This is a genomic window from Solirubrum puertoriconensis (assembly GCF_001483135.1).
Classification (GTDB): domain Bacteria; phylum Bacteroidota; class Bacteroidia; order Cytophagales; family Hymenobacteraceae; genus Solirubrum; species Solirubrum puertoriconensis.
Map to the genome: position 1 here is coordinate 734,695 of NZ_LNAL01000003.1, position 19,339 is coordinate 754,033.

Sequence of the window (19,339 nt, forward strand, 5' to 3'; positions counted from 1 at the left end):
TTTCCGCGTACAAAACCCGGATATCCACCAAGATGGAGCGACTACATCCTGCTTTACGGCATTTGCAACAGCTACACGGGCGGCTGCTTGGGCTCAACGAATTCACGTCCGAGCACCGCGCCGAGATGCTGCGCCTTACCAATGAGGCGCTACCCGAGCTCGAGCGCCTGGCCTCGGTGGATATTACTGTGCCTTGGCAGCGCCAAGTGCGGGCCAGCCGCGAGTTGGTAGAAATGGCCGCCGCCGAGGCCGCCAAGCCTTTGCCGCAGTGGCGGCTGGTGCTTACCGCCCTCAGCGGAGCGCTGTACCCATGGGCGCATTTGCCAGCCCTGCCGCGTACCTCGCCCAACGCTAATGCCGGCTAAGCGCCTGGCTAGCCAGGCGCTTAGCCCCTAGCAGCTACACCTTAATGGCTTTGCCCTTGCGGGCCGACTCGTAAATGGCCATGATGTAGCGCACATCGCGCAAGCCCTCTTCCCCGGGCGTGCGGGGCGTTTTGTTTTGCATGATGCACTCCGAGAGGTGGTCCATTTCGGCGGCAAACTGGTTGCCTTCTTTAAGCTGCGGCTCCTCCTTGCCGTCCTGCTTGCCGATCTTCATGTTGTGCTTGTCGTAGTCGGAGAGGGGGTCGAGGTCGAGCCAACCTTTGTCGCCGAATATGCGGCCGCGCTTCACCGTTTCGTAGCTGTACGACGACGTGCACGAAGCCAGCACCCCGCTCGGAAAGCGCAAGGTAAAGGCCACGTTGTCTTCTACTTCCTTGAAGCGGGGGTCGTTCGGGTCGGAGGAAATTTGGGCGGTAACTTCCACGGGTTCCTCGCCCGTGAAATAGCGCGCAGCATTCAGCGAGTAAATGCCGATGTCCATCAGCGAGCCGCCACCGGCCAGTTTCTTTTGCACGCGCCAGGTGTCGGCCTTGTCTTCGGTGGGCTTCACGAGGCGGCCGTGGTCGGAGGTAATAAAGCGAATCTTGCCCAACTCGCCCTTTCGGATGCGCTCGATGGCGTTCAGGTTGAAGGGCTCGTACTGGCAGCGGTAGGCAATCATTAGCTGCTTGCCCGCTTTTTTGCTCGCGTCAATCATCTTCTGGCAGTCCTCCACAGAGGTGGCCATGGGCTTTTCGCACAGCACGTGCTTGCCGGCCTGCGCCGCCCGAATGGTGTACTCGGCGTGCATGCTGTTGGGCAAGATAATGTACACTACATCCACCTCGGGGTTGTCCTTGATGCTGTCGAAGTTCTGGTAGCTATAAATGTTCTTCTCCTGGAGGCCGTATTCCTGCGCCAGCTTTTTGGCTTTGTCGGGCGAGCCGCTTACCAAGGCTACCAGCCGGGAGTGTTGGCAATCCTTGAAGTTGGGCATGATTTCCTCGGTGGCAAATTTGCCCAGGCCAACAATGGCCCAGCCGAGTTTCTTCTTGTCGTTGTTTTGCATAGCGGCGGTGAGTGGTTGAGCGAGCGAGGCAGCGGCAGCACCCGGCCCGGCTAGCGCTGCCATTGCAGCACCCAGCCCAGCCTGGCGCAAAAACTGGCGGCGCGAATCGGTGGCATCCATAAGCAATTGCGCATGTGGGTAATAGCAGGGCTAACGGCACGGCCCAAGGCGGGGTTGCGAGGCCGTGCGTGCGCGCTTGCTAAAGCCTGCCTTGCCGCCACATGCGGCGCTGCACTTAGGTAGCCGCAGCTCTCAACCGGCACCGCCCGCTCCTAGGCAGCTGTGGGCCTAGGAGCGGGCGGTGCCGGTTGGTTATGTGCAGCTAAAGCAGCCCAACCTAGGGGCGCCAAACCACCGTAAGGCCTGCTGCGCCGGGGTAGGCCAGCGGGGCAATACTGTAGCGGCCAGGCAAAGGTTTGCGGCCCCAGCGGTTGCGGTGCGTGAGGTAGCCCAAGTGCGCCGACAAAATGCCTACGCCGGCACCTGCCACCACATCGGATTTCCAATGGCGGTTGTTGAGCATGCGCAGTGCGGCCACGCTCGTGGCAATGGTATAAGCGCCCACGCCGTACCACTGGCTTTTGTCGCGGAACTCGGTGTGCACAATGCTGGCCGCCAGAAAAGCCTGCGCCGTGTGGCCCGACGGAAACGAGTTGCGCGTACTGCCATCGGGGCGCAAAATCTTGGTGGTGTTCTTCAGCGTGAAGGTGGTAGCAGCAAAAATGGCTTCCGACTTCAGCACTACCAACAAAATGTTCAGCCGGTCGTCGCGGGTTTCCACGCCCGAAAGCTCCACGGCTGCTAGCTCGAGATACGGCGCGAGAATCAGGAAATCATCGATGCGGGTGCGGAAGTTGGGAAACCGCCGCTGGATGTCGCGCTGCGCATCGTAGCTGCTGTACAGGCCGCGCCCGTTGATGGTGCTTACCCCGTAGCCGATCAGCGCCGCCGGCACCACGGTAGCGCGCACCAGCTTGCCCTTGTACCAAGGCTGTTTGCCGGGTGCGGGCACGCCGCCGGGGTTTTCGTATTTACGAACGGTATCGGGCACCGCTGCGGGCGCCAGTGGCGTTTGGGCTTGTGCCACTATGGGCAGCAAGCTTGCCAGGAAAAGAAGAAAGCGGGTAACAGACATACAAGCCGGAGTACCTGCAAAGGTACTCCGGTGTTATGGATGAGCTAACTGCGTTAATCTGACCTAGGCTACTTCGGGCAGCACCAGCACGGGCAGGCGGGCTTCGCGCACCACAGCGGCCGTTACGCTTTCGTGGAAAAGCTGCCCCAAAAAGCTGCGGCGGCGTGCTATCAGCACCAACAGATCGGGCTGTAGCATGGCCGTGGCATCGGCAATGCCAGCCGCGGGGCTCGCGCCGCTGAAGCCGTTGGCTTGGGCGCTGGCAAACCCAGCCGTGAGGCCGGCGTGCTGCGCGTTGGCAAAGGCCCGGCCGGGGTTGTTGCTTCCTTCTTCGTTACTTACGTGCAGCACGGTTAGCGCCGCGCTGCCCAGCAGGGGTTGCAGCGTTTGGGTGGCGTGGGTGCTCGGCAGGGGCTGGTCGTCGATGGCGAGCAGCACTTGCCGCGGCGTCACCGCGCCGGCGGCGTTGTGAGGCACTATCAGCAGGGGGCAGGCTACGTGGCGCAGCACTTCGAGCGAGGTAGTGTGGTCCAACTCTTCGGGAATGTTGCTCAGGTCGGGGCGGCCCACCACAATCAACGAGGCCTTGTAGCGGCGGGCCGCTTCGGCCAGTTCAGCGCCAACGTCGCCGCGCTCAAGGGCGCAGGTAGCCCGCACCCCGGCCGGCAAGGCATGCAGGCGCTGTTGCAGCAGGTCGTTGGCTTGACTTTCGCTGTGTTCAGAAGTCGCCGTGAAAGCGCGTGGGCTTAGCAACGAGGGGCGTACGTGCAGCAGCACCAGGTGTGCCCCCGTAGGCGCGGCCAGCGAGGCGGCGTACTGCAAGGCGTGGTCGGCTACGGGCGAAAAGTCGGTAAGAACTAGCAGGGTGAGCATGGTAGCGTGCATTAGCCAGGTACCTGATAACAATGCGCTGGCGTTGCAGTTTACAACCTGCGTGTTAATGGATGATTACCTAGTGCAAAAAATAGCCTAGATAGCCCAGGTGCCGGGGGCTGATGAGGACACGCAATACCTGGACTCGGGATTATGCGCTAATGGAAGCCGCAGGGGGTTCGGTGACGGAAGTTTCGGCCCCCACTATTGGGCTGCGCCGCTCCAGCAGTACCACGTTGCGCCACTGCCCGTGCAGCTGGCCCAGCCGCTCGCGGAAGCCCACGGTGCGAAAACCTGCTTTGGCGTGCAGAGCCAGGCTGGCGGTGTTCTCCTGCAAAATGCCGGCTTGCAGCGTCCAGATACTGTTGGCTTCCGACGCTTGCACCAGCGCCTGCAGCAATTGCAATCCTACGCCTTGTCCGCGCGCTTCTGCAGCCACATACACGCTCACCTCGGCCACGCCGCCGTACACGCATCGGCCCGATACCGGACTTAGCGCAGCCCAGCCCACCACGTGTTGCTGCTCGTTGAGGGCTACCAGCCGGCTGTGGCCTAGGTGCCCGGCATTCCAGGCAGCCCAGGTGGGTATTTGGGTTTCGAAGGTAGCATTGCCGGTAGCTATGCCCTGGGCGTAAATAGCTTGCACGGCAGGCCAGTGGTGTTCGGTTAATGGCAGCATCATGGCACCGGAGTGGTTTGTAAGTGGCAAGCGGGAGAGGCTAGCAATTGCTGCCAGTTGCACAGCAAGCAGAGGCCGTGGGGGCAGCGGTATCAGCCAATGTAAAAGTCATGGGCGCCGTAACCAGCTTTTCCGCCGGTGGGGGCGCAATGCAGCACTGGCTGCTGGCGCCGGCCGCGTCGAGGTCGTCGTAGTGCGGGTCGTTGAACTCGGCATCTTCGTGGAAGTAGTACACCTCCCATTCCACGCCGTCGGGGTCGTTTACCCAAAACTTGTCTTGCTTGGCGTAGCAGCAGTTGGTGCCGATTTCCTGCCGCTGCACCAGCCCGGCTGCTTCGGCCGCCGCTAAACGCTGCTGCAATTGCGCTGGCGTTTCTACCTGAAACCCTAGGTGGCCGAAGTGGCTTTGCACGCGCGCCGGGTTCTGCACGAAAGAGATAATCAGCGAAGGTGCGTCGAGTACGTACTTGGCGTAACCGGGCTTGATTTTGCTCGCGGGCTGGCCGAAAAACGTGTTGTAGAAGCTAATAGTAGCCTCGATGTTGGATACGTACAGCGACACGTGCATGCGGGGGAAAGAAGCAGTTTTCATAGTTCAGAAAGGTTAGAAAGGGTTGAAGGAAAGTGCACAGTAGCTGCGCTTAGCAAGCACAGTTGGAGGCGGTATCGTCGTTGCAGCAGGCGGCCTGCTCCAGAAAAGCGCTGAACTGCTGTTGCACGCGGCCGAGCACGGCGGTATCGAGGCAGTAGCACACCGTGAGGCCATCGATGTCGCCGCGGATTAGCCCGGCGGCTTTTAATTCCTGCAAGTGCTGCGATACGGTGGTGCGCGACAACGGCAGCTCGGCCGCGATGTCGCCCGAAATGCAGGTTTTCTTGGCTGCCAGTAACTCGATAATGGCAATGCGGGCCGGATGGCTCAGAGCCTTGGCTATCCTGGCTAGTTGCTGCTGCGCCTCGGTAAACTCGGAAAGCTTGGCGTATGTCATGTGTTCTTGTTGTATGACGCAAACATACGTCATAGTTAGAGCCAATGTCAAGGACACTAGCAAATAATATTTTACAAGGGCTATGTAATGTGTGCGTAAGCGCTTACAATCAGGTTATTAAGCCTAGGTGCTGAACCAGCTAGTATCTACCAACAACAGCACGGCCCGCAACTGAGCGTAGCGGGCCATGGGTGGATGCGTTAGCGGGTGCGGTTGGTAGGGTCGAACCCGGTAGTGTCGTCGGTGAACGTTGGCGGGCGCGGTGTTTCGGTATCGTCGCTGCCATCGGAGTAAATGCGGTCGGGCGTGCTGCGCGACATAATCTGGCCGTGGGTTTCGCGGTTCAGCATGGCCGTGGTGCTGCCCTCGGTATTGTTGTTTTCCTGTGCGGGAGTAGGGCGGTCCTGCGAGTCGCGCTTCTGTTGTTCTTCGCGTTCCTCCCGGGCTTGGTGGTCGTCTTTTTCGTTGTACTGCGGATGCTGTGATTTCGCTGCCATGGTTGCGGATGTAAGTACGGTACTGCCCTTGTGTACGTAGCTGGGCGCACCTAGGTCAATAAAAAAGCCCCAGCCACGTAGGGCTAGGGCTTGGCTATATGAGGCAGGCGGCGCTACTCGGACCGCGCATTGCGGTTTTCTTCGCCCGGCACGCGCTCCTCGTTGCTAAGGTGCTGCGAGGCCGGCTGGTTCAAGCCCGAGGTCAGGTCGGACGTATCAGCGTCGGGGGCGGGCTGATCAAGTATCTGCCCGTGGGTTTCGCGGTCGAGCATGCTCGGGGCCGAGGTGCTCGTGTCGCGTTGGTTTTCTTCGGCCGACACCACTTTGCGCGGCTTGTTGGCCGAGTCGTCGGCGGGTTGCGTGGGGTACTGGGAATGCATAGCGGGGGTGGGTAGGGGTTAGTGCACGGGCAGGGCCTTAGTCGACGGGGTAGAGGCTACGGCTGGCAGGATCCATTTGCTCCCAGTAGCGCATGCGCGGTGCCGGAGCTGTGGCCGGTGCAGTAGCTTGGGCCACGGCTGGCTTCGAGGGTGCGGTGGGGGCAATGCGGGAGCTGTTGGGTTGCGGCGTTTCGTTGTGGGCGGTGGTTGTAAACTGATTCATAAGAGTGTAGAAAAAAACAAAGCCGAGCGAGTGGCAACGGCTGCTTCTTTATACGTAACAGGTGCAGTTGTGGTCGATGGGCTTACTTAATTGCCCGCTGCCTGTTACTAGCTTTTCTACCCCTAGCCCGCCAATCCAATGCACATCGAGCACCAACGCGAAGACCAGACCTTCTACGCCACCTCGCACGGCTACGAAGGCGAGCTTTCCTACAGCCGCCCCGAGGCGGGCGTGGTCGATTTTGAGCACACCTACGTCGACGAAGAACTGCGCGGCAAGGGCGTTGCCGAGCGCCTGGCCGAGCAAGCCCTGGACTGGGCCGCCAGCGAGAAGCTGCGGGTGCGCACCACGTGCCCCTACATGGCCAAGTTTGTGCAGAAACACCACGACAAATACCAGCAATTATTGGCCTGAGGCTCACATGCTCTGGTGGCTGCTAAAAAGCAGCGCACCTAGGCCCTGCCAGTAAAAAAACGGCTCCGGATGCAGTATCCGGAGCCGTTTTCATGTGAGGCGGAAGCCAACCGGAATTACATTTCCGATTCCGACTTCATTTTCATCTTGTCTTTCTTGGCCTTCATTTTGGCCTCTTTGTCGGGCTTCATGCGTCGACCTACGCGCATGTCGTCGGAGCCGGTAGCGCCGCTGGTCGACATGTTCGTGTCGGTGGTAGTAGTGCTAGTGCCCGTACCCGACATCGAGCCGCTGGTACCGGTCGAGCTATCGGTGCCGCTCATGGTGCCCGTGCCGCTACCGCTCATCGTGCCCGTGCTAGTACCCGAGCCAGTGCTCATCGTACCCGTGCCCGAGCCCGACATGGTGCCGGTACCGGTATTGGTGCCGGTGCTCGTGCCGGTGCCCATGGTGCCCGACGAATTGGTGTCGGTAGTAGTGCCGGAGCCGGTGCTCATGCTACCCGAGCTCGAGCCGCTCATCGAGCCCGACGACGAGTTGATCATGGAGCCGCCCGTGGAAGAGCCCGAAGTGCCCGTGGAGGTGCCCGAGGCGTCCATCGAGCTGCCGTTCATTGGCTTCACCTTCGACTTCATTTTGTCGCCGGCTTCGGTTTTGCCTTTCAGCTTGGTAGCGCCATTGTCGTCGTTTTTCACCTTGGTCACGGTGCCATCGGCAGTCGTGGTCTTGGTTTTTTCTTCGTCCGACTTGGTTTTGGTAGTCTGCGCTTCGGCTACGGTGGTCACGGCGCACATAGCCAGCGCCAGCGACAGCAGGGAGATTGTTTTCTTAAGCATGGTTGGTCAGAGATGGGAGTGGTTGGGAAAACTCAGCCCTTATACGTGTAAAACGCAAGTAGGATGAACCTTGCTTGGCTTTCGCGCTTCTGGGCATTACCAACCACCTAGGGCAGCGGCCACAAAAAAGCCTCGTGCCGGCAGGCACAAGGCTTTTTTTACAAAGCAAGCCGGGTGTTAGCGCGTAGGCATCAGTACGGTGTCAACTACGTGCGTTACGCCGTTGCTCGATACCACATTCGGAATAGAGACCGTAGCCATGCCGCCCTTGGCATCGCGCAGCATTACCGAGCTGCCTTTTTTCATCACCGTCAGGGTTTCGCCTTCCACGGTGGTCAGCTTCTGGCCGTCTTTCAAATCGGAAGCCAGGTAGCGACCCGGCACCACGTGGTAGGTAAGAATGGTTGTCAGTTGCTCCTTGTTGGCGGGCTCAACCAACGTTTGCACAGTGCCCGAGGGCAGTTTGTCGAAAGCGGCATTAGTAGGCGCAAACACCGTGAACGGACCCGTGCCCTGCAATGTAGGCACCAAGCCGGCAGCTTTCACGGCCGTTACAAGGGTCGTGTGCTCGGAGGAGTTCAGCGCATTGGCCACAATGTCTTTATCTGGCGTCATCATCGCGCCGCCTACCATTACACCGCCCGAGGCCGAGGTAGCATCCATCGAGGAGCCCGTCGACATGCTGCCCCCCGTGGTGCTGCCGTTCATCGACGATTTCTCCTTCGTTTTCATTTTGTCTTCCTTGGCCTTGGCCTTCGTTTGGGCCAGAGCCGAGGTGCTAAAACCGGTGCCAACGGCTAGTAACAAAGCAAGTGCGGCAAAGCTGTGCTTAAGCATGGCGTTAGGGGTTTGGTGTGGTTGAAGAATGAGTTAATGCCGGACTTACGGCGTTCATCTTCAACCGGATTGGTGCCGCATGGTTTAGAAAGCAACGCTAACAATCTCATGCTGTGTTTGGTACCGCTGGGCTTCGGGCCATCATAGCACCTAGGCGCACAGCTTCGTTAGGTGCCGGCTGGATGACATGAGAAGGAGGCGAGCAGCCACGTATCTTATCCGGGTATGAGTTGGATGGATAAGTGAGCCGACCCATTTATTGACCGGTGCCAGTCGTAGTCCTAGGTGAAATCCACTACGTTTTCAGGCACGGCCTGAAGGCGCGCCCGGGTGCTTTGGGTAGAAGCCCGATAGCGTTTAAGAAAACAAAACAGCCACGACAAGCGTGGCTGTTTTGTTGGTGCAAAAGAGACTACAGCGCAAGGTTATTTCGTGAGGTACACGCCTAGCGTGAGCTCCCATGTGCGGTTGCGGCGGTAGGTATTGTCGTCGCCGGAGGGCAGCACGTTGCTCAGGCCTAGGCCGTAGTTGGCGCCCACAAACACGCGGTCGATTTCCAGCAGACCCAAGAAGTTCAGGCCAGCGTCTACCGTCTTGTAATCATCGTCGTCGTTGTCGCCGATGTTCAGCTCGCCAGTACCGGTAAGGGTGGTGCCCAGCAAGCGGGCCGTGCCCTCACGCTCGGCGTGTACCAACGCACCTACGTACGGACCAGCGCCCAGCACCAAGCCAGCCGGCCCAGCCTCGATGCGGTAGGTAAGCGAAACGGGCACCGTAACATAGGAAAGCCTGTCCTTGTAGCTTGCCGACTGACCTAGGGCCGAAATGGTATACTCCATGCCCTTGCGCGAAAACAGCACCTCGGGCCGCACTGCCAGACCACCCGCCAGCGGCAACTCGGCCACCAAGCCGGCATGAAAGCCGTTGATGTTTTCGTTGGTGATTTTAGTACCGCCAAAGGCCTGCTCCTGCGTGGCAATGTTTAGACCGCCGCGAATGCCAAAGCGAGATTCAGAGGATTGCGCCTGCGCCGACGCGGCAACGCCAGCCAGGCATACACCGAGCAGCAGGGCTTTAATGCTTGCTTGCATAGTGAGAGAAGGGGTGTGGTGGAGTGAATAAGGGTGGTAAGCAAATGCCTCTCTACTGACGAGGTGGCGCAAAGCTACGAGTCAGCCATTATTCAGCCACTGGCAACAGCAAGGCGGCCGAATTGCGCGGCCAACGCGTTCGGCTTATGTGCCATGATGGTACCTGCTCCCGCGGTGACAACAGGCTCGGCAGAAGTTGCTTTGCATTACAACCTTGCCACCCTCGGGGTGCGTACCGCTTTGGGCGTGGCTTAAGCAACGGGGCTGTGTATCACTGCTCAACCGCCCAGCTTCGAGCTTCCGACAAGTCGGTATAAATCCGCAGCTCGAAAGCGAATTCGTTTATCACGGACTGGTAAGTGTTGTTGATCAGGAGCTGGTTGAGCGGATCAGTGGCTTCAACGCGGGCAAATTTGGTGATGCCGTATGCTTCCAACAGCGGTAGCGCGGTTCGGGCAATCCACTCAATATCCGCCGGGCGAACCGGGCCCAATTGCCGGTCGTCGGCAATCCAGCTGGTAACGCGGTTGCGGCGGGCAACTTCGAGCGCGTCAACTACGGCTTGGCGTAAGTCGGCGCTGCTGATAAAACCAATCCATTGTGCCTCCAGGGCCCGAGTGGAGCCTTCGTGAAGATAGAGGTTCAGAAAACGGTAAGAGGCAACGAGGTGCATTCAATCGGGTTGTGGGGCTGCAGTGCTAACAACCCGTTAGTTCTTTCCTTGTTGGGTAGCTAACAACGCTGCAAGATAAATAAGACGTTACCACAGGACGCGTGGTATTGGCAAGGACCAGAGTAACGGGGCGCCGCTGCTGAGGTTCCGAACTATCGGAGCGCATACTGATGCACTAACCTCCGCAACACCAATTCCACGTGAGGGCAGCTTAGCTCAGCCTACGCAACGCGCTGCCGGACTAGCTGCAACTGTATATGCCAACAAACCGAATACGCGTTGGCGTGAAGCAAGCCCTTGTGTCAATGAACTAATTGCTAACTCCAAGCCACAAGCAGCGCCAGTAAAGCAGGCTCCTAAATAAACAAACCCGCTTCCGGTTGGAAGCGGGTTTGCAGTGTGGTCGCGCCAGGAATCGAACCTGGATCAAGAGCTTCGGAGACTCCTATACTATCCGTTGTACTACGCGACCAAAGAGCAGCTGTGGGCGGCAAAAGTAGGCAAAAATGCGGCGCTGGCAAATCGGGTTGGCATTTTCCGCGAAATTGGGGGCGTAACCTTCGGCCTGTTTCGGCAGTTAAGCCTAACGCACAACCCGAAACCTAAAGCTCATTTTTATGGCCACATCTGAAAAAAAGACCTTGTACACTGCTGAGGCCCAAGCTGTGGGCGGCCGCAGTGGCCACGTACGCTCTACAACCGGTGTAATCGACCTGGATATGTCGGTGCCCGAAGGCCTAGGTGGCAAGCGCGGCGCTACCAACCCCGAGGAGCTATTCGCCGCGGGCTACGCCTCGTGCTTTCAGCAGGCGCTACTGGTAATTGCGCAGCGTGCCGGCGACCGGCTCGACCCCGATACCTCGGTTAATTGCTCGGTTTCGCTTTTTCAGGAAGGCGAAGCGTACGGGCTTAGCGCAGTGCTGGACGTAGACCTGAAGAAGTTCGACGACAACAAAACCGTTGAGATGGTGCGCCAAGCCCACCAGATTTGCCCGTACTCGGTGGGTACGCGCGGCAACATGGAGGTGGAGCTGCGCGTGAAAGGGCAGCCCCTGCCCGTGCAGGCCGAAGAAAACATTGGGGTAGCCCAAAACGGCAAGTAGCCTCATACAGCCAATCAACAAAAAGCCCCGCCAGCATACTGGCGGGGCTTTTTGTTACTATAAGTACCTAGGGCAATTACGCCTGCTGCTCTTGGCCAGCCAGTACTTCTTTTACTTTTTGGGCAGCGTCCTTCAGCAGTACAGCCGAGTACACTTTCAGGCCCGATTCGTCGATGATGCGCGCGCCTTCTTCGGCGTTGGTGCCCTGCAGACGAACGATTATCGGCACGCGGATGTCGCCGATGTTCTTGTAAGCTTCAACCACACCGTTGGCAACCCGGTCGCAGCGTACAATTCCACCGAAGATGTTGATGAGGATGGCTTTTACGTTCGGATCCTTCAGAATAATGCGGAAGCCAGCTTCAACGGTTTGGGCATTGGCTCCACCCCCTACGTCGAGGAAGTTGGCAGGCTCGCCACCCGACAGCTTGATGATGTCCATGGTAGCCATGGCCAGGCCAGCACCGTTTACCATGCAGCCTACGTTGCCGTCGAGCTTCACGTAGTTCAGGTTCGACTCCGAAGCCTCTACTTCCAGCGGATCTTCCTCGTTGGTGTCGCGCAGAGCAGCAAAGTCCTTGTGGCGGTACAGAGCGTTGTCGTCGAGGTTTACCTTGGCGTCAACGGCCAGGATCTTGTTGTCCGAGGTTTTCAACACCGGGTTGATTTCGAACATGGCCGAGTCCGTGTCGTCGTAAGCCTTGTACAGGGCCGATACGAACTTCACCATCTCCTTGTAAGCCTCGCCCTCAACGCCTAGGTTGAACGCAATCTTGCGGGCCTGGAAGCCCTGCAGACCTACGCGCGGGTCGATGTACTCTTTGTGGATCTTCTCGGGGTGTGCCTCGGCAACTTCCTCGATGTCCATGCCACCCTCGGTGGTATAAATGATAACGTTCTTGCCCGAAGTGCGGTCGAGCAGTACGCTCATGTAATATTCTTTCGTCTCCGACTCGCCGGGGTAGTACACGTCCTGGGCTACCAGTACTTTGTGCACTTTGCGGCCTTCGGCGCCGGTTTGCTTGGTCACCAGCTGCATGCCGATGATTTGCTCCGACAGTTCACGTACTTGGTCAAGGTTTTTGGCCAGCTTTACGCCACCCCCTTTGCCACGGCCACCGGCGTGGATTTGAGCTTTGATTACGTGCCAGCCCGTGCCGGTTTGCTCGGTCAGCTTCTTGGCGGCTTCAACGGCCTCTTCGGCAGTTTCGGCCACGATGCCTTCCTGCACGCGCACGCCGTAGCGCTTAAGAATGTCCTTGCCCTGATATTCGTGAATGTTCATACTGCGAACTTGAGGTGGGTTTGCGGGTTCCGGAAATGTGCCCGCGAAAGTAGGGAATGTAGCGTGAAGTAGCACATACTAGCGTTGCAGTTGCACCCACTTTGTGGCGCTGTGCGCTGCGTAGCAGCAGCCTAGGTGCCCATAGCACCGCGCTGAGCAGGGGGCGCTCCACACATAGCACCAACCACAACTAAGCCGCTACGGCCGAGTTGCCGTATAAGCCGTCTGGTGCGCAAGGGCCCAACCATGAGCTTATTGGCATCGGGCCTTTCTGCGTAGCTTTGTCGCTATTCGCTTCTTCTCCTCTTAACACCCAGTCGGTTTGCTGCAGGCCGTCAACATTCGCAAACGCTACGGTTCGCTGGAGGTGCTCAAGGGCATCGATCTAACCATCGAAAAGTCGGAAATCGTGTCCATTGTGGGGTCTTCCGGGGCCGGCAAAAGCACACTTTTGCACATCCTAGGTACCCTCGATACGCCCGATACCGGCGAAGTGCTATTCGACGGCGAATCGGTAAGCACCCTGAAGCGCTCCGAACTGGCCAAGTTCCGCAACCGCCACATCGGCTTCGTGTTTCAGTTTCATAACCTGCTGCCCGAGTTTACCGCCCTCGAAAACGTGTGCTTGCCAGCGTACTTATCGGGACGCCACGAGCAAGAAACCCGCGTGCGCGCCCGCGAGCTACTGGGCATGCTGAACCTCGAGCGCCGCGCCGACCACAAGCCCTCCGAGATGTCGGGCGGCGAGCAGCAGCGTGTGGCCGTGGCCCGCGCCCTTATCAACTCCCCCGAAATCATCTTTGCCGACGAACCCTCCGGCAACCTCGATTCGCAAAACGCGCAGGAACTACACCAAATCTTCTTTCTGCTGCGCAAAGAGCTAGGTCAAACGTTCGTTATCGTAACGCACAACGATCAGTTAGCCGAAATGGCCGACCGCAAAATCACCATGCGCGACGGCTTCATTCTGGAGTAAGCCTAAGCCTCGTCGGCCACGCTGCTTGTGCATCCGTAGTACCTGAAAACGCGCCCCAACCGGGTGCGTTTTTTTGTGCTTAGCACCTGGTATAATGAGCGGTAAGGCTCAACTTCTTTGCGCTCAATGCGTTGAAGATCTACCTAGGCACCTGCTTACCAAGGGCCCTAAAAAAGCCGGCTTTGTAGTGTAGGAGCTTGGCTAAAAGCTTTAGCTATCATATTTTTGAATATTATTTGTAAGTGATTGATTTACAACAAGAAAAAATGCTAAAAAACACGAGTAAAAAATGCACTAATCACCTAGGTGGCCTGTTATCAATCCGTAACACAGGACGTACTACAGGGAAATTAAGAAAGCCATGACTGAGGCACAAAAAGACAACAAAGCACCGGTTCGGAAAATGAAAGCGGAAAGCTATGACATCTCGCGCTCCGACGAGACGCTGTCGTTGGCCAAGGACTTGGCTAACTTCATCAAGGAAAACAAGCTCACCACCTCCGTTCAGGGCAAAGAGTTTGTGAACGTGGAAGGCTGGCAGTATGCTGGTTCGCGTTTGGGCATTGTGCCCATCGTCGACCACGTCATCAACATGAGCACCGATACGGAGATTAAGTATCAGGCCAAGGTAACGCTCTTCGACATGCGTTCGGAGCACACCGTAGGTGCAGGCTTTGCCATCTGCTCTAACAAGGAGCAAGGCAAGAAATTCTACCAGGAGTTTGCCATTGCTTCGATGGCGCAAACGCGCGCAATTGGTAAAGCTTACCGCAATATTCTGGCTTGGATTATCCGCGCTGCTGGCTACGAGCCCACCCCGGCCGAGGAGATGGAGTACGGCGGCAACACGCCCGAAGCGCGCACCGCTGAGGCCACTCCGATGAAGGCCGTGAAGGCTGAGCAAGCTGCTCCGGCCGCCGAGCCGGTAGCGCCCGCTGCCAATGCCGCCGCTTACGCCACTGCCCAGCAGAAGGAGGAAATTATCCGCTTGCTGAACCATCCGGTAATCACCCGTCAGGAGAAAACCAAAATGCTCCTGAACATCAACAAGCTCGATCAGGAGCGTGCCACGCAGGCCATTGCTAACCTGAAGAAGACTATTGATGACCGCGAGAACGGTCAGGCTGCTGCTTAAGCGGCGGCATTACAGCTACAAAAGCCCGGCTCCAAAGGAGTCGGGCTTTTTTGTTCTGCTTTAGGAACAACCGATTCCGCCGGCTGTCAATGCGAGGAGGTACGACATTCCGCGCATCGAGCGGCGCCAATCCTTCCTCTCGCGGCACAACCATTCGGTTAGCAGCGACCAAATAAAAACATACTCACTTAATAACGGCACGCCCTAACCATGGCAACAGGATTCGGGCATTGGGATTTTCGGTTGGTGCCAGGTGAAAAGCTGTGCCCTGCTCAGGACCGATTGCTTCGCTTGGCTCGCAATGACAGCGAGGGGAACCGTCCACGGGCTTGTGTTTCCTGCGTAACTTCGTAGTCCGACAAACACCTTTGCCGTGCCTGCACCCACCGACGATATTCTTTCCGTACTGCGTCAACACTGGGGCCACAAGGCTTTCAGGCCAGGGCAGGAAGAAATCATCCGCTCGGTACTGGCCGGACAGGATACGCTGGCGTTGCTGCCCACTGGCGGCGGCAAAAGCATTTGCTTTCAGGTGCCCACGCTTGCCAAAGATGGACTCTGCTTAGTCATTTCGCCGCTTATCGCGCTGATGAAGGATCAGGTAGAAAACCTGCGTAAGCGCGGCATCAAAGCCGAGGCGGTGTACGCCGGCATGAGCCACCGCGACATCGACCAGACGCTCGACAACTGCGTGTACGGGCCTGTTAAATTCCTATACGTATCGCCCGAGCGGTTGCTAACGGATATGTTTCGGGCACGTGTGGGTAAGATGAAGGTGCAGCTGATTGCCGTGGACGAAGCGCACTGCTTGTCACAATGGGGCTACGATTTCCGCCCGCCTTACTTGCAAATCAGCGCCTTGCGTGAGCTGCTGCCGGGCGTGCCGGTGCTGGCCCTCACGGCCACCGCCACGGAAGAGGTGCGCCGGGATATCCGACAGAAGCTGAACTTCGGCCCGACGGAGCAAACCTTTCAGCGCAGCTTTCAGCGGCCCAATCTCTCGTACTCGGTGCTCGAAACCGAGGATAAGCTGCAGCGCCTGCTGCAAGTGCTCCGCGGCGTGGGGCCCAACAAAACGGCGGTGGTGTACGCCCGTACCCGCAAGCAAACCGAACAAGCCGCCGCTTGGCTGCAGCAAAATGGCTTGAGCGCTGCTGCTTACCACGCCGGCTTGGCTGCCGACCAGCGCACCCGCGTGCAGCAAGACTGGACGAACGACAAAACGCGCATTGTGGTAGCCACCAACGCTTTCGGCATGGGCATCGACAAGCCCGATGTGCGCTGCGTGGTACACCTCGATGCACCCGATTCGCTCGAAGCTTATTACCAAGAAGCTGGCCGCGCCGGCCGCGACGAACTGTACGCTTTTGCGGTGCTATTGTGGGCACCCAACGACGCCCACGAAATGCGTCGGCGCGTAGCGCTCAGTCACCCGGCAATTGATGTAGTACGGCGGGTGTACCAAGCGCTGGCCAACTACTCTGGCACGGCCGTAGGCGGGGGCGAGTTGGTGGCGTTTGATTTTGATCTGCAGCAATTTGCCAGCACCTACCGCTTGAAGCCTATTGATGCGCACAACGCCATGCGTGTGCTCGAAAAGGCCGGCTTGGTGCAGTTGAACGAGGCAGTTTTCAGCCCCGCTAAGGTGCACATACCGCTGGATGTGCGCGATTTATACCGCTTTCAGGTAGCCAACGAGCGTCACGATCAGCTCATCAAAGCCATTTTGCGCTTGTATGGGGGCGAGGTGTTCAGTTCGTTCCAGAACATTTCAGAGGGGGCGTTATCGCAGCAACTTCGCTGGAGCACCGTAGATGTCCGCAAAACCTTGGAGTACCTGCACAAATCGGGCATAGTGCAGTATCAACCGCGACACGAGTCGCCGCAGGCACTGTTTACCACTTCACGCCACGATGCAGCTAAAATGCCGCTCGATGCGAAAGCGTTGGAAACCGCGCGCGAACGGGACCTACAGAAAACCGAAGCTGTTATCAGCTACGCCAACGGTACGCGCTGCCGCCAGCAGATGTTGCTGGGGTACTTCGGCGAGCTGGATAGCAAGCCCTGTCGAATCTGTGACCATTGCCTTGCCGAAAAGCGCCGGCAGCAAAAGCCTGCGGTAGCTGCCGATTTGCGCGAGCAAGTGCTAACCCAGCTGCGCACGGCGCCGCGCACCCCGCGCGAGCTGTTGGCCGGCTTTCAGCCTAACCAAGCCGATGCGCTAACCTCGTTGCTGCGCGACCTGGTTGATACCGGCGTGCTGCGCTACACCGATGCCGGCCAACTAGTAGCCGCCTAGGTGCTGGAGAGGTTTGGTTGGTGCAAGAGTACCTGCATCTGCAGGGGCTGGTTGGGCATAAATGTAGCGCGAGCTTCAGCCCGCGCTACATTGGTCTAGGCCAGATTACTGCGCGTTGTAAGCGGTGATGCCACCTAGGAGATTGCGCACGTTTTGGAAGCCGTGCTGCTGCATCAGGGCTTTGGCAGTAGCCGAGCGGCCGCCGCCTTTGCAATGCACCACTACCTCTTGGGTTTTCAGGCCTTCGAGCTCCTCCAATTTAACGGGCAGCTCACCCAGCGGAATGTTCTGGCTGCCGTTGATGCGGGTTTCCTCGTGTTCCCACGGCTCGCGCACGTCGATGATAACCGGAGCTTGGTTTTGCTGCTGACGCTCTTTTAGTTCGGTGGGGGTGATGTCGTTCATGTGGGTTGGATGGGGTGGAAAGTTGGGCCGGCACCTAGGCGGTGCCGCGCCGCTAAAAAAAGGAATATCCGGCGAAGCTGCGCCTTACGGCTGCAGTACCAAGCGGTGTGTGCTCAGGCTACCGTCGGGTAGGGTGAGGCGCAGCAGGTATACGCCGGCAGTTACGGCCCGAAGGTTTAGCTGGGCTTGGCCGGCCTCGCTGGCCGGCTGCTGCCACACCTCCCGACCTAGGGCATCAACCAAGGTAGCGCGGGCGTAACGGCCTGCCACCTGCACCGTGCCGTGGCTGGGGTTGGGGTACACCTGCAAGCTGGCGTCCATTTTGGGCGGGCGCGTGCTGGTTACAGTACCCATCATTACGGGCCGCAGCATGGGCACCACATCGCGGTTTGAAAACACCACCCACACGCCGGTCTCGTTGTCGTAGAAAGCGTTGCGCGGCTGACGGCTGTTCAGGTCGGCGCCGAACTGGATGAACAGGTTGGTGGCGGGCTGAATGTAGCCCACGTAGAAGTTACCGCTTACCGGCACCGGCTGATCGAATACCACCTCCTGCATGCCGCCTTGCGCAGCATCGGTTTTCAGCGTTACTGATTTAGTTACCCGAGGCTGCTCAGCGGGCAAACCGTTGGGCCCAGAGGCATCCCACACGGCGAAGGTGAGCGTAACATTGGTTGGTATTGCCGTACCGGGCGCCGCTGTGGCCCCAGCAAAGTAAAAACGTACGCTGCGCAGCTGGTCAGGCCTGTTCACGGCAAAACGCAGGGCCCGCGAGGTAGCCCGCGCTTCGCTTTGGCGCAGCAGCGTGGTACCTTCGGCCGAGCCGTCGTCGTAGGCGAAGTAGTCGTTGAGCTCGGTGATGCGGCGCACCGTATCGTTGGGGGCGGTGCGCGGGTTGGCAGGGCTATTCAGCAGCGAAATGTAGATGCTGTGCTCGATGCGCTTAGGATCGGAGGTGATGGGAACGGGGTTATTGCCCACCGGCCCGCCGATGTAAAACTGCCGGGTGCCCGGACCTAGGGTGGTACCACCCGTCAGGAACTGATTTTGCGTGCCCGTGGGCAGCAAGCGCACTACGCCCGTCCAGGAAAATGGGGTAGGAGGTACCGCGCCGGCATCGAGGTTGTTGAAGGTCGTGAAGGTGCTGTCGTTGAGCTCTTGTGCGGGGTTAGCAGCCGCGTTGTACTGCCACACCGGCATGGAGGTGTAGCGCTCCAGTAGCGACGACAACGGGCGACTCAGCACCACATCGGCGTACGACACGTTAGTGGTGTCGCGGTTGCGGTCGAGCACAAGGTAATCCAGGTTCCAGGTGTCGCGGGTGCCGAATTGGTTGCCCGAGCTGCGGAACCTGAATCGAAAGTTGGCGTGCAGAAAACGCGCCTCGTTTACGGCGATAAAGCGCTGCGTAAAATCGGTGCGCAGACCTTGGCTCGGCTTGCGCCACACCACTACCCAGTTCTCATTGTTGTCGAGAAACTCGAGCTGCAGAAAAACCGGCCGCGTACTCGATTGGGCCGAGGGCGCCCCTACAATGCTGCCCGCTTGCCAGAAGAAGCTGAGGTAGGTGCGGTCGGAGGCGCGCAGGCCGCTCAGGTCGATGGGGTGCGAGGTGAGCGTATCGGTAAAGCTGAACGACGACGTGGTGCCGTACGAGCGACCTTTGGTATTGAGCCCATCGAAGGTGGCAATGCCCCGCGAAGGTGGCGCCTGCGAAAACCGCTCGTTAACCAGCACACCGCCTGTGGGCTCCCAACGGTCGGGGTTAGGTGCACCTTCGCGCTGGCCGGCAAAGTCTTCGAAAAAGGGGAGCGTAAGCAGCACGTTGCCGCGCCGCGCGGTAGGAGCTTTGTGCTGAGCGGCGCGGGCCGGGTCGGCCGGCAACGGAAGCACGCCTGCTTGCTGCGCCAGTACTGCGGCTGGGCGCATGCCAAACGCCAGCAGTAAAGCAGAAACGACAACTGGTAAACGTAGCCGATAAGTCATAAGCGGGTAAGTTACGCACCGCAAACGTGCCAGCGGCGGAAAAGATTATGCAGCCGGCCCGAATGCCTAGATAGCTGGCAACAAAAAAG

Annotated in this window: 22 protein-coding genes and 1 tRNA gene; 6 read left to right on the forward strand and 17 right to left on the reverse strand. The window is 58.7% G+C overall.

The features are described 5' to 3' along the window. Positions 1–62: 62 nt before the first annotated feature. A complete protein-coding gene (locus tag ASU33_RS03635) occupies positions 63–365 on the forward strand; it encodes a hypothetical protein (protein WP_059068203.1) in 303 nt (100 codons plus the stop codon). 34 nt (positions 366–399) lie between these two features. On the opposite strand, the gene ASU33_RS03640 is transcribed toward ASU33_RS03635, so the two are convergent. From ASU33_RS03640 to ASU33_RS03680, 9 genes are all read right to left on the reverse strand, one after another. After that, on the reverse strand, positions 400–1,554 hold the full coding sequence (locus ASU33_RS03640; protein WP_059068205.1) for a Gfo/Idh/MocA family protein: 1,155 nt from the start codon (positions 1,552–1,554) through the stop codon (positions 400–402). A 217-nt stretch (positions 1,555–1,771) separates the two neighbouring features. After that, entirely contained in the window at positions 1,772–2,569 is a 798-nt protein-coding gene (locus tag ASU33_RS03645) for a phosphatase PAP2 family protein (RefSeq protein WP_059068207.1), read from the reverse strand. A gap of 63 nt (positions 2,570–2,632) precedes the next feature. Continuing rightward, positions 2,633–3,442, reverse strand: a complete 810-nt coding sequence (locus ASU33_RS03650) for a universal stress protein (protein ID WP_059068209.1) — start codon at positions 3,440–3,442, stop codon at positions 2,633–2,635. A 151-nt stretch (positions 3,443–3,593) separates the two neighbouring features. After that, positions 3,594–4,124, reverse strand: coding sequence for a GNAT family N-acetyltransferase (locus tag ASU33_RS03655; protein WP_149867014.1), 531 nt, complete (start codon positions 4,122–4,124; stop codon positions 3,594–3,596). A gap of 37 nt (positions 4,125–4,161) precedes the next feature. Beyond that, positions 4,162–4,713: an ArsI/CadI family heavy metal resistance metalloenzyme gene (locus ASU33_RS03660; protein WP_059068211.1), complete on the reverse strand. Its 552-nt coding sequence runs from the start codon at positions 4,711–4,713 to the stop codon at positions 4,162–4,164. A 49-nt stretch (positions 4,714–4,762) separates the two neighbouring features. Next, positions 4,763–5,110: an ArsR/SmtB family transcription factor gene (locus ASU33_RS03665; protein ID WP_059068213.1), complete on the reverse strand. Its 348-nt coding sequence runs from the start codon at positions 5,108–5,110 to the stop codon at positions 4,763–4,765. Between the two features lie 200 nt (positions 5,111–5,310). Further along, positions 5,311–5,607, reverse strand: coding sequence for a hypothetical protein (locus ASU33_RS03670; RefSeq protein ID WP_059068215.1), 297 nt, complete (start codon positions 5,605–5,607; stop codon positions 5,311–5,313). 113 nt (positions 5,608–5,720) lie between these two features. Next, entirely contained in the window at positions 5,721–5,987 is a 267-nt protein-coding gene (locus ASU33_RS03675) for a hypothetical protein (RefSeq protein WP_059068217.1), read from the reverse strand. Positions 5,988–6,024: 37 nt separating this feature from the next. Beyond that, positions 6,025–6,210 carry a hypothetical protein gene (locus ASU33_RS03680; RefSeq protein WP_059068218.1) on the reverse strand — a complete coding sequence of 62 codons (186 nt, stop codon included), beginning with the start codon at positions 6,208–6,210 and terminating at the stop codon, positions 6,025–6,027. 138 nt (positions 6,211–6,348) lie between these two features. On the opposite strand from ASU33_RS03680, the gene ASU33_RS03685 reads away from it, so the two are divergent. Continuing rightward, positions 6,349–6,624, forward strand: coding sequence for a GNAT family N-acetyltransferase (locus ASU33_RS03685; RefSeq protein WP_059068220.1), 276 nt, complete (start codon positions 6,349–6,351; stop codon positions 6,622–6,624). Between the two features lie 116 nt (positions 6,625–6,740). Here the strand turns inward: ASU33_RS03685 and ASU33_RS03690 are convergent, their stop codons facing one another. The 5 genes from ASU33_RS03690 to ASU33_RS03710 all read right to left on the reverse strand — a co-directional run bounded on the left by ASU33_RS03690 (position 6,741) and on the right by ASU33_RS03710 (position 10,533). After that, positions 6,741–7,460, reverse strand: coding sequence for a hypothetical protein (locus tag ASU33_RS03690; RefSeq protein ID WP_059068222.1), 720 nt, complete (start codon positions 7,458–7,460; stop codon positions 6,741–6,743). A 177-nt stretch (positions 7,461–7,637) separates the two neighbouring features. Next, positions 7,638–8,141, reverse strand: coding sequence for a fasciclin domain-containing protein (locus ASU33_RS03695; RefSeq protein WP_059068381.1), 504 nt, complete (start codon positions 8,139–8,141; stop codon positions 7,638–7,640). Between the two features lie 581 nt (positions 8,142–8,722). After that, complete coding sequence (locus tag ASU33_RS03700) at positions 8,723–9,388, reverse strand: porin family protein (protein ID WP_059068224.1); 666 nt, start codon at positions 9,386–9,388, stop codon at positions 8,723–8,725. A 271-nt stretch (positions 9,389–9,659) separates the two neighbouring features. Continuing rightward, positions 9,660–10,061, reverse strand: coding sequence for a hypothetical protein (locus ASU33_RS03705; protein ID WP_059068226.1), 402 nt, complete (start codon positions 10,059–10,061; stop codon positions 9,660–9,662). Between the two features lie 400 nt (positions 10,062–10,461). Continuing rightward, positions 10,462–10,533, reverse strand: a tRNA-Arg gene (locus ASU33_RS03710). 145 nt (positions 10,534–10,678) lie between these two features. Here ASU33_RS03710 and ASU33_RS03715 point away from each other — a divergent pair. Next, positions 10,679–11,164 (forward strand): Ohr family peroxiredoxin, encoded by a 486-nt coding sequence (locus tag ASU33_RS03715; protein WP_059068228.1) that lies wholly within the window; start codon positions 10,679–10,681, stop codon positions 11,162–11,164. A gap of 76 nt (positions 11,165–11,240) precedes the next feature. Here ASU33_RS03715 and sucC read toward each other — a convergent pair whose 3' ends face one another. Next, a complete protein-coding gene (gene sucC, locus ASU33_RS03720) occupies positions 11,241–12,449 on the reverse strand; it encodes an ADP-forming succinate--CoA ligase subunit beta (RefSeq protein WP_059068230.1) in 1,209 nt (402 codons plus the stop codon). Positions 12,450–12,771: 322 nt separating this feature from the next. On the opposite strand from sucC, the gene ASU33_RS03725 reads away from it, so the two are divergent. The 3 genes from ASU33_RS03725 to ASU33_RS03735 all read left to right on the forward strand — a co-directional run bounded on the left by ASU33_RS03725 (position 12,772) and on the right by ASU33_RS03735 (position 16,859). Further along, on the forward strand, positions 12,772–13,425 hold the full coding sequence (locus ASU33_RS03725; protein WP_059068231.1) for an ABC transporter ATP-binding protein: 654 nt from the start codon (positions 12,772–12,774) through the stop codon (positions 13,423–13,425). Positions 13,426–13,786: 361 nt separating this feature from the next. Beyond that, positions 13,787–14,560: a hypothetical protein gene (locus ASU33_RS03730; protein ID WP_059068233.1), complete on the forward strand. Its 774-nt coding sequence runs from the start codon at positions 13,787–13,789 to the stop codon at positions 14,558–14,560. Between the two features lie 373 nt (positions 14,561–14,933). Beyond that, entirely contained in the window at positions 14,934–16,859 is a 1,926-nt protein-coding gene (locus tag ASU33_RS03735) for a RecQ family ATP-dependent DNA helicase (protein WP_059068235.1), read from the forward strand. Between the two features lie 105 nt (positions 16,860–16,964). Here the strand turns inward: ASU33_RS03735 and ASU33_RS03740 are convergent, their stop codons facing one another. Together ASU33_RS03740 and ASU33_RS03745 are read right to left on the reverse strand one after the other, a co-directional pair. Then, positions 16,965–17,264, reverse strand: a complete 300-nt coding sequence (locus ASU33_RS03740; RefSeq protein ID WP_059068237.1) for a rhodanese-like domain-containing protein — start codon at positions 17,262–17,264, stop codon at positions 16,965–16,967. An 84-nt stretch (positions 17,265–17,348) separates the two neighbouring features. Then, positions 17,349–19,250, reverse strand: coding sequence for a T9SS type A sorting domain-containing protein (locus tag ASU33_RS03745; RefSeq protein WP_078062841.1), 1,902 nt, complete (start codon positions 19,248–19,250; stop codon positions 17,349–17,351). Positions 19,251–19,339 lie beyond the last annotated feature (89 nt).

What these genes read in the sequence shown, in the direction of transcription:
- ASU33_RS03640 (WP_059068205.1), bottom strand. Translation starts at nt 1,554, where the DNA reads ATGGATGCCACCGATTCGCGCCGCCAGTTTTTGCGCCAGGCTGGGCTG.
- ASU33_RS03645 (WP_059068207.1), bottom strand. Translation starts at nt 2,569, where the DNA reads ATGTCTGTTACCCGCTTTCTTCTTTTCCTGGCAAGCTTGCTGCCCATA.
- ASU33_RS03650 (WP_059068209.1), bottom strand. Translation starts at nt 3,442, where the DNA reads ATGCTCACCCTGCTAGTTCTTACCGACTTTTCGCCCGTAGCCGACCAC.
- ASU33_RS03655 (WP_149867014.1), bottom strand. Translation starts at nt 4,124, where the DNA reads ATGATGCTGCCATTAACCGAACACCACTGGCCTGCCGTGCAAGCTATT.
- ASU33_RS03660 (WP_059068211.1), bottom strand. Translation starts at nt 4,713, where the DNA reads ATGAAAACTGCTTCTTTCCCCCGCATGCACGTGTCGCTGTACGTATCC.
- ASU33_RS03665 (WP_059068213.1), bottom strand. Translation starts at nt 5,110, where the DNA reads ATGACATACGCCAAGCTTTCCGAGTTTACCGAGGCGCAGCAGCAACTA.
- ASU33_RS03670 (WP_059068215.1), bottom strand. Translation starts at nt 5,607, where the DNA reads ATGGCAGCGAAATCACAGCATCCGCAGTACAACGAAAAAGACGACCAC.
- ASU33_RS03675 (WP_059068217.1), bottom strand. Translation starts at nt 5,987, where the DNA reads ATGCATTCCCAGTACCCCACGCAACCCGCCGACGACTCGGCCAACAAG.
- ASU33_RS03680 (WP_059068218.1), bottom strand. Translation starts at nt 6,210, where the DNA reads ATGAATCAGTTTACAACCACCGCCCACAACGAAACGCCGCAACCCAAC.
- ASU33_RS03685 (WP_059068220.1), top strand. Translation starts at nt 6,349, where the DNA reads ATGCACATCGAGCACCAACGCGAAGACCAGACCTTCTACGCCACCTCG.
- ASU33_RS03690 (WP_059068222.1), bottom strand. Translation starts at nt 7,460, where the DNA reads ATGCTTAAGAAAACAATCTCCCTGCTGTCGCTGGCGCTGGCTATGTGC.
- ASU33_RS03695 (WP_059068381.1), bottom strand. Translation starts at nt 8,141, where the DNA reads ATGTCGACGGGCTCCTCGATGGATGCTACCTCGGCCTCGGGCGGTGTA.
- ASU33_RS03700 (WP_059068224.1), bottom strand. Translation starts at nt 9,388, where the DNA reads ATGCAAGCAAGCATTAAAGCCCTGCTGCTCGGTGTATGCCTGGCTGGC.
- ASU33_RS03705 (WP_059068226.1), bottom strand. Translation starts at nt 10,061, where the DNA reads ATGCACCTCGTTGCCTCTTACCGTTTTCTGAACCTCTATCTTCACGAA.
- ASU33_RS03715 (WP_059068228.1), top strand. Translation starts at nt 10,679, where the DNA reads ATGGCCACATCTGAAAAAAAGACCTTGTACACTGCTGAGGCCCAAGCT.
- sucC (WP_059068230.1), bottom strand. Translation starts at nt 12,449, where the DNA reads ATGAACATTCACGAATATCAGGGCAAGGACATTCTTAAGCGCTACGGC.
- ASU33_RS03730 (WP_059068233.1), top strand. Translation starts at nt 13,787, where the DNA reads ATGACTGAGGCACAAAAAGACAACAAAGCACCGGTTCGGAAAATGAAA.
- ASU33_RS03740 (WP_059068237.1), bottom strand. Translation starts at nt 17,264, where the DNA reads ATGAACGACATCACCCCCACCGAACTAAAAGAGCGTCAGCAGCAAAAC.
- ASU33_RS03745 (WP_078062841.1), bottom strand. Translation starts at nt 19,250, where the DNA reads ATGACTTATCGGCTACGTTTACCAGTTGTCGTTTCTGCTTTACTGCTG.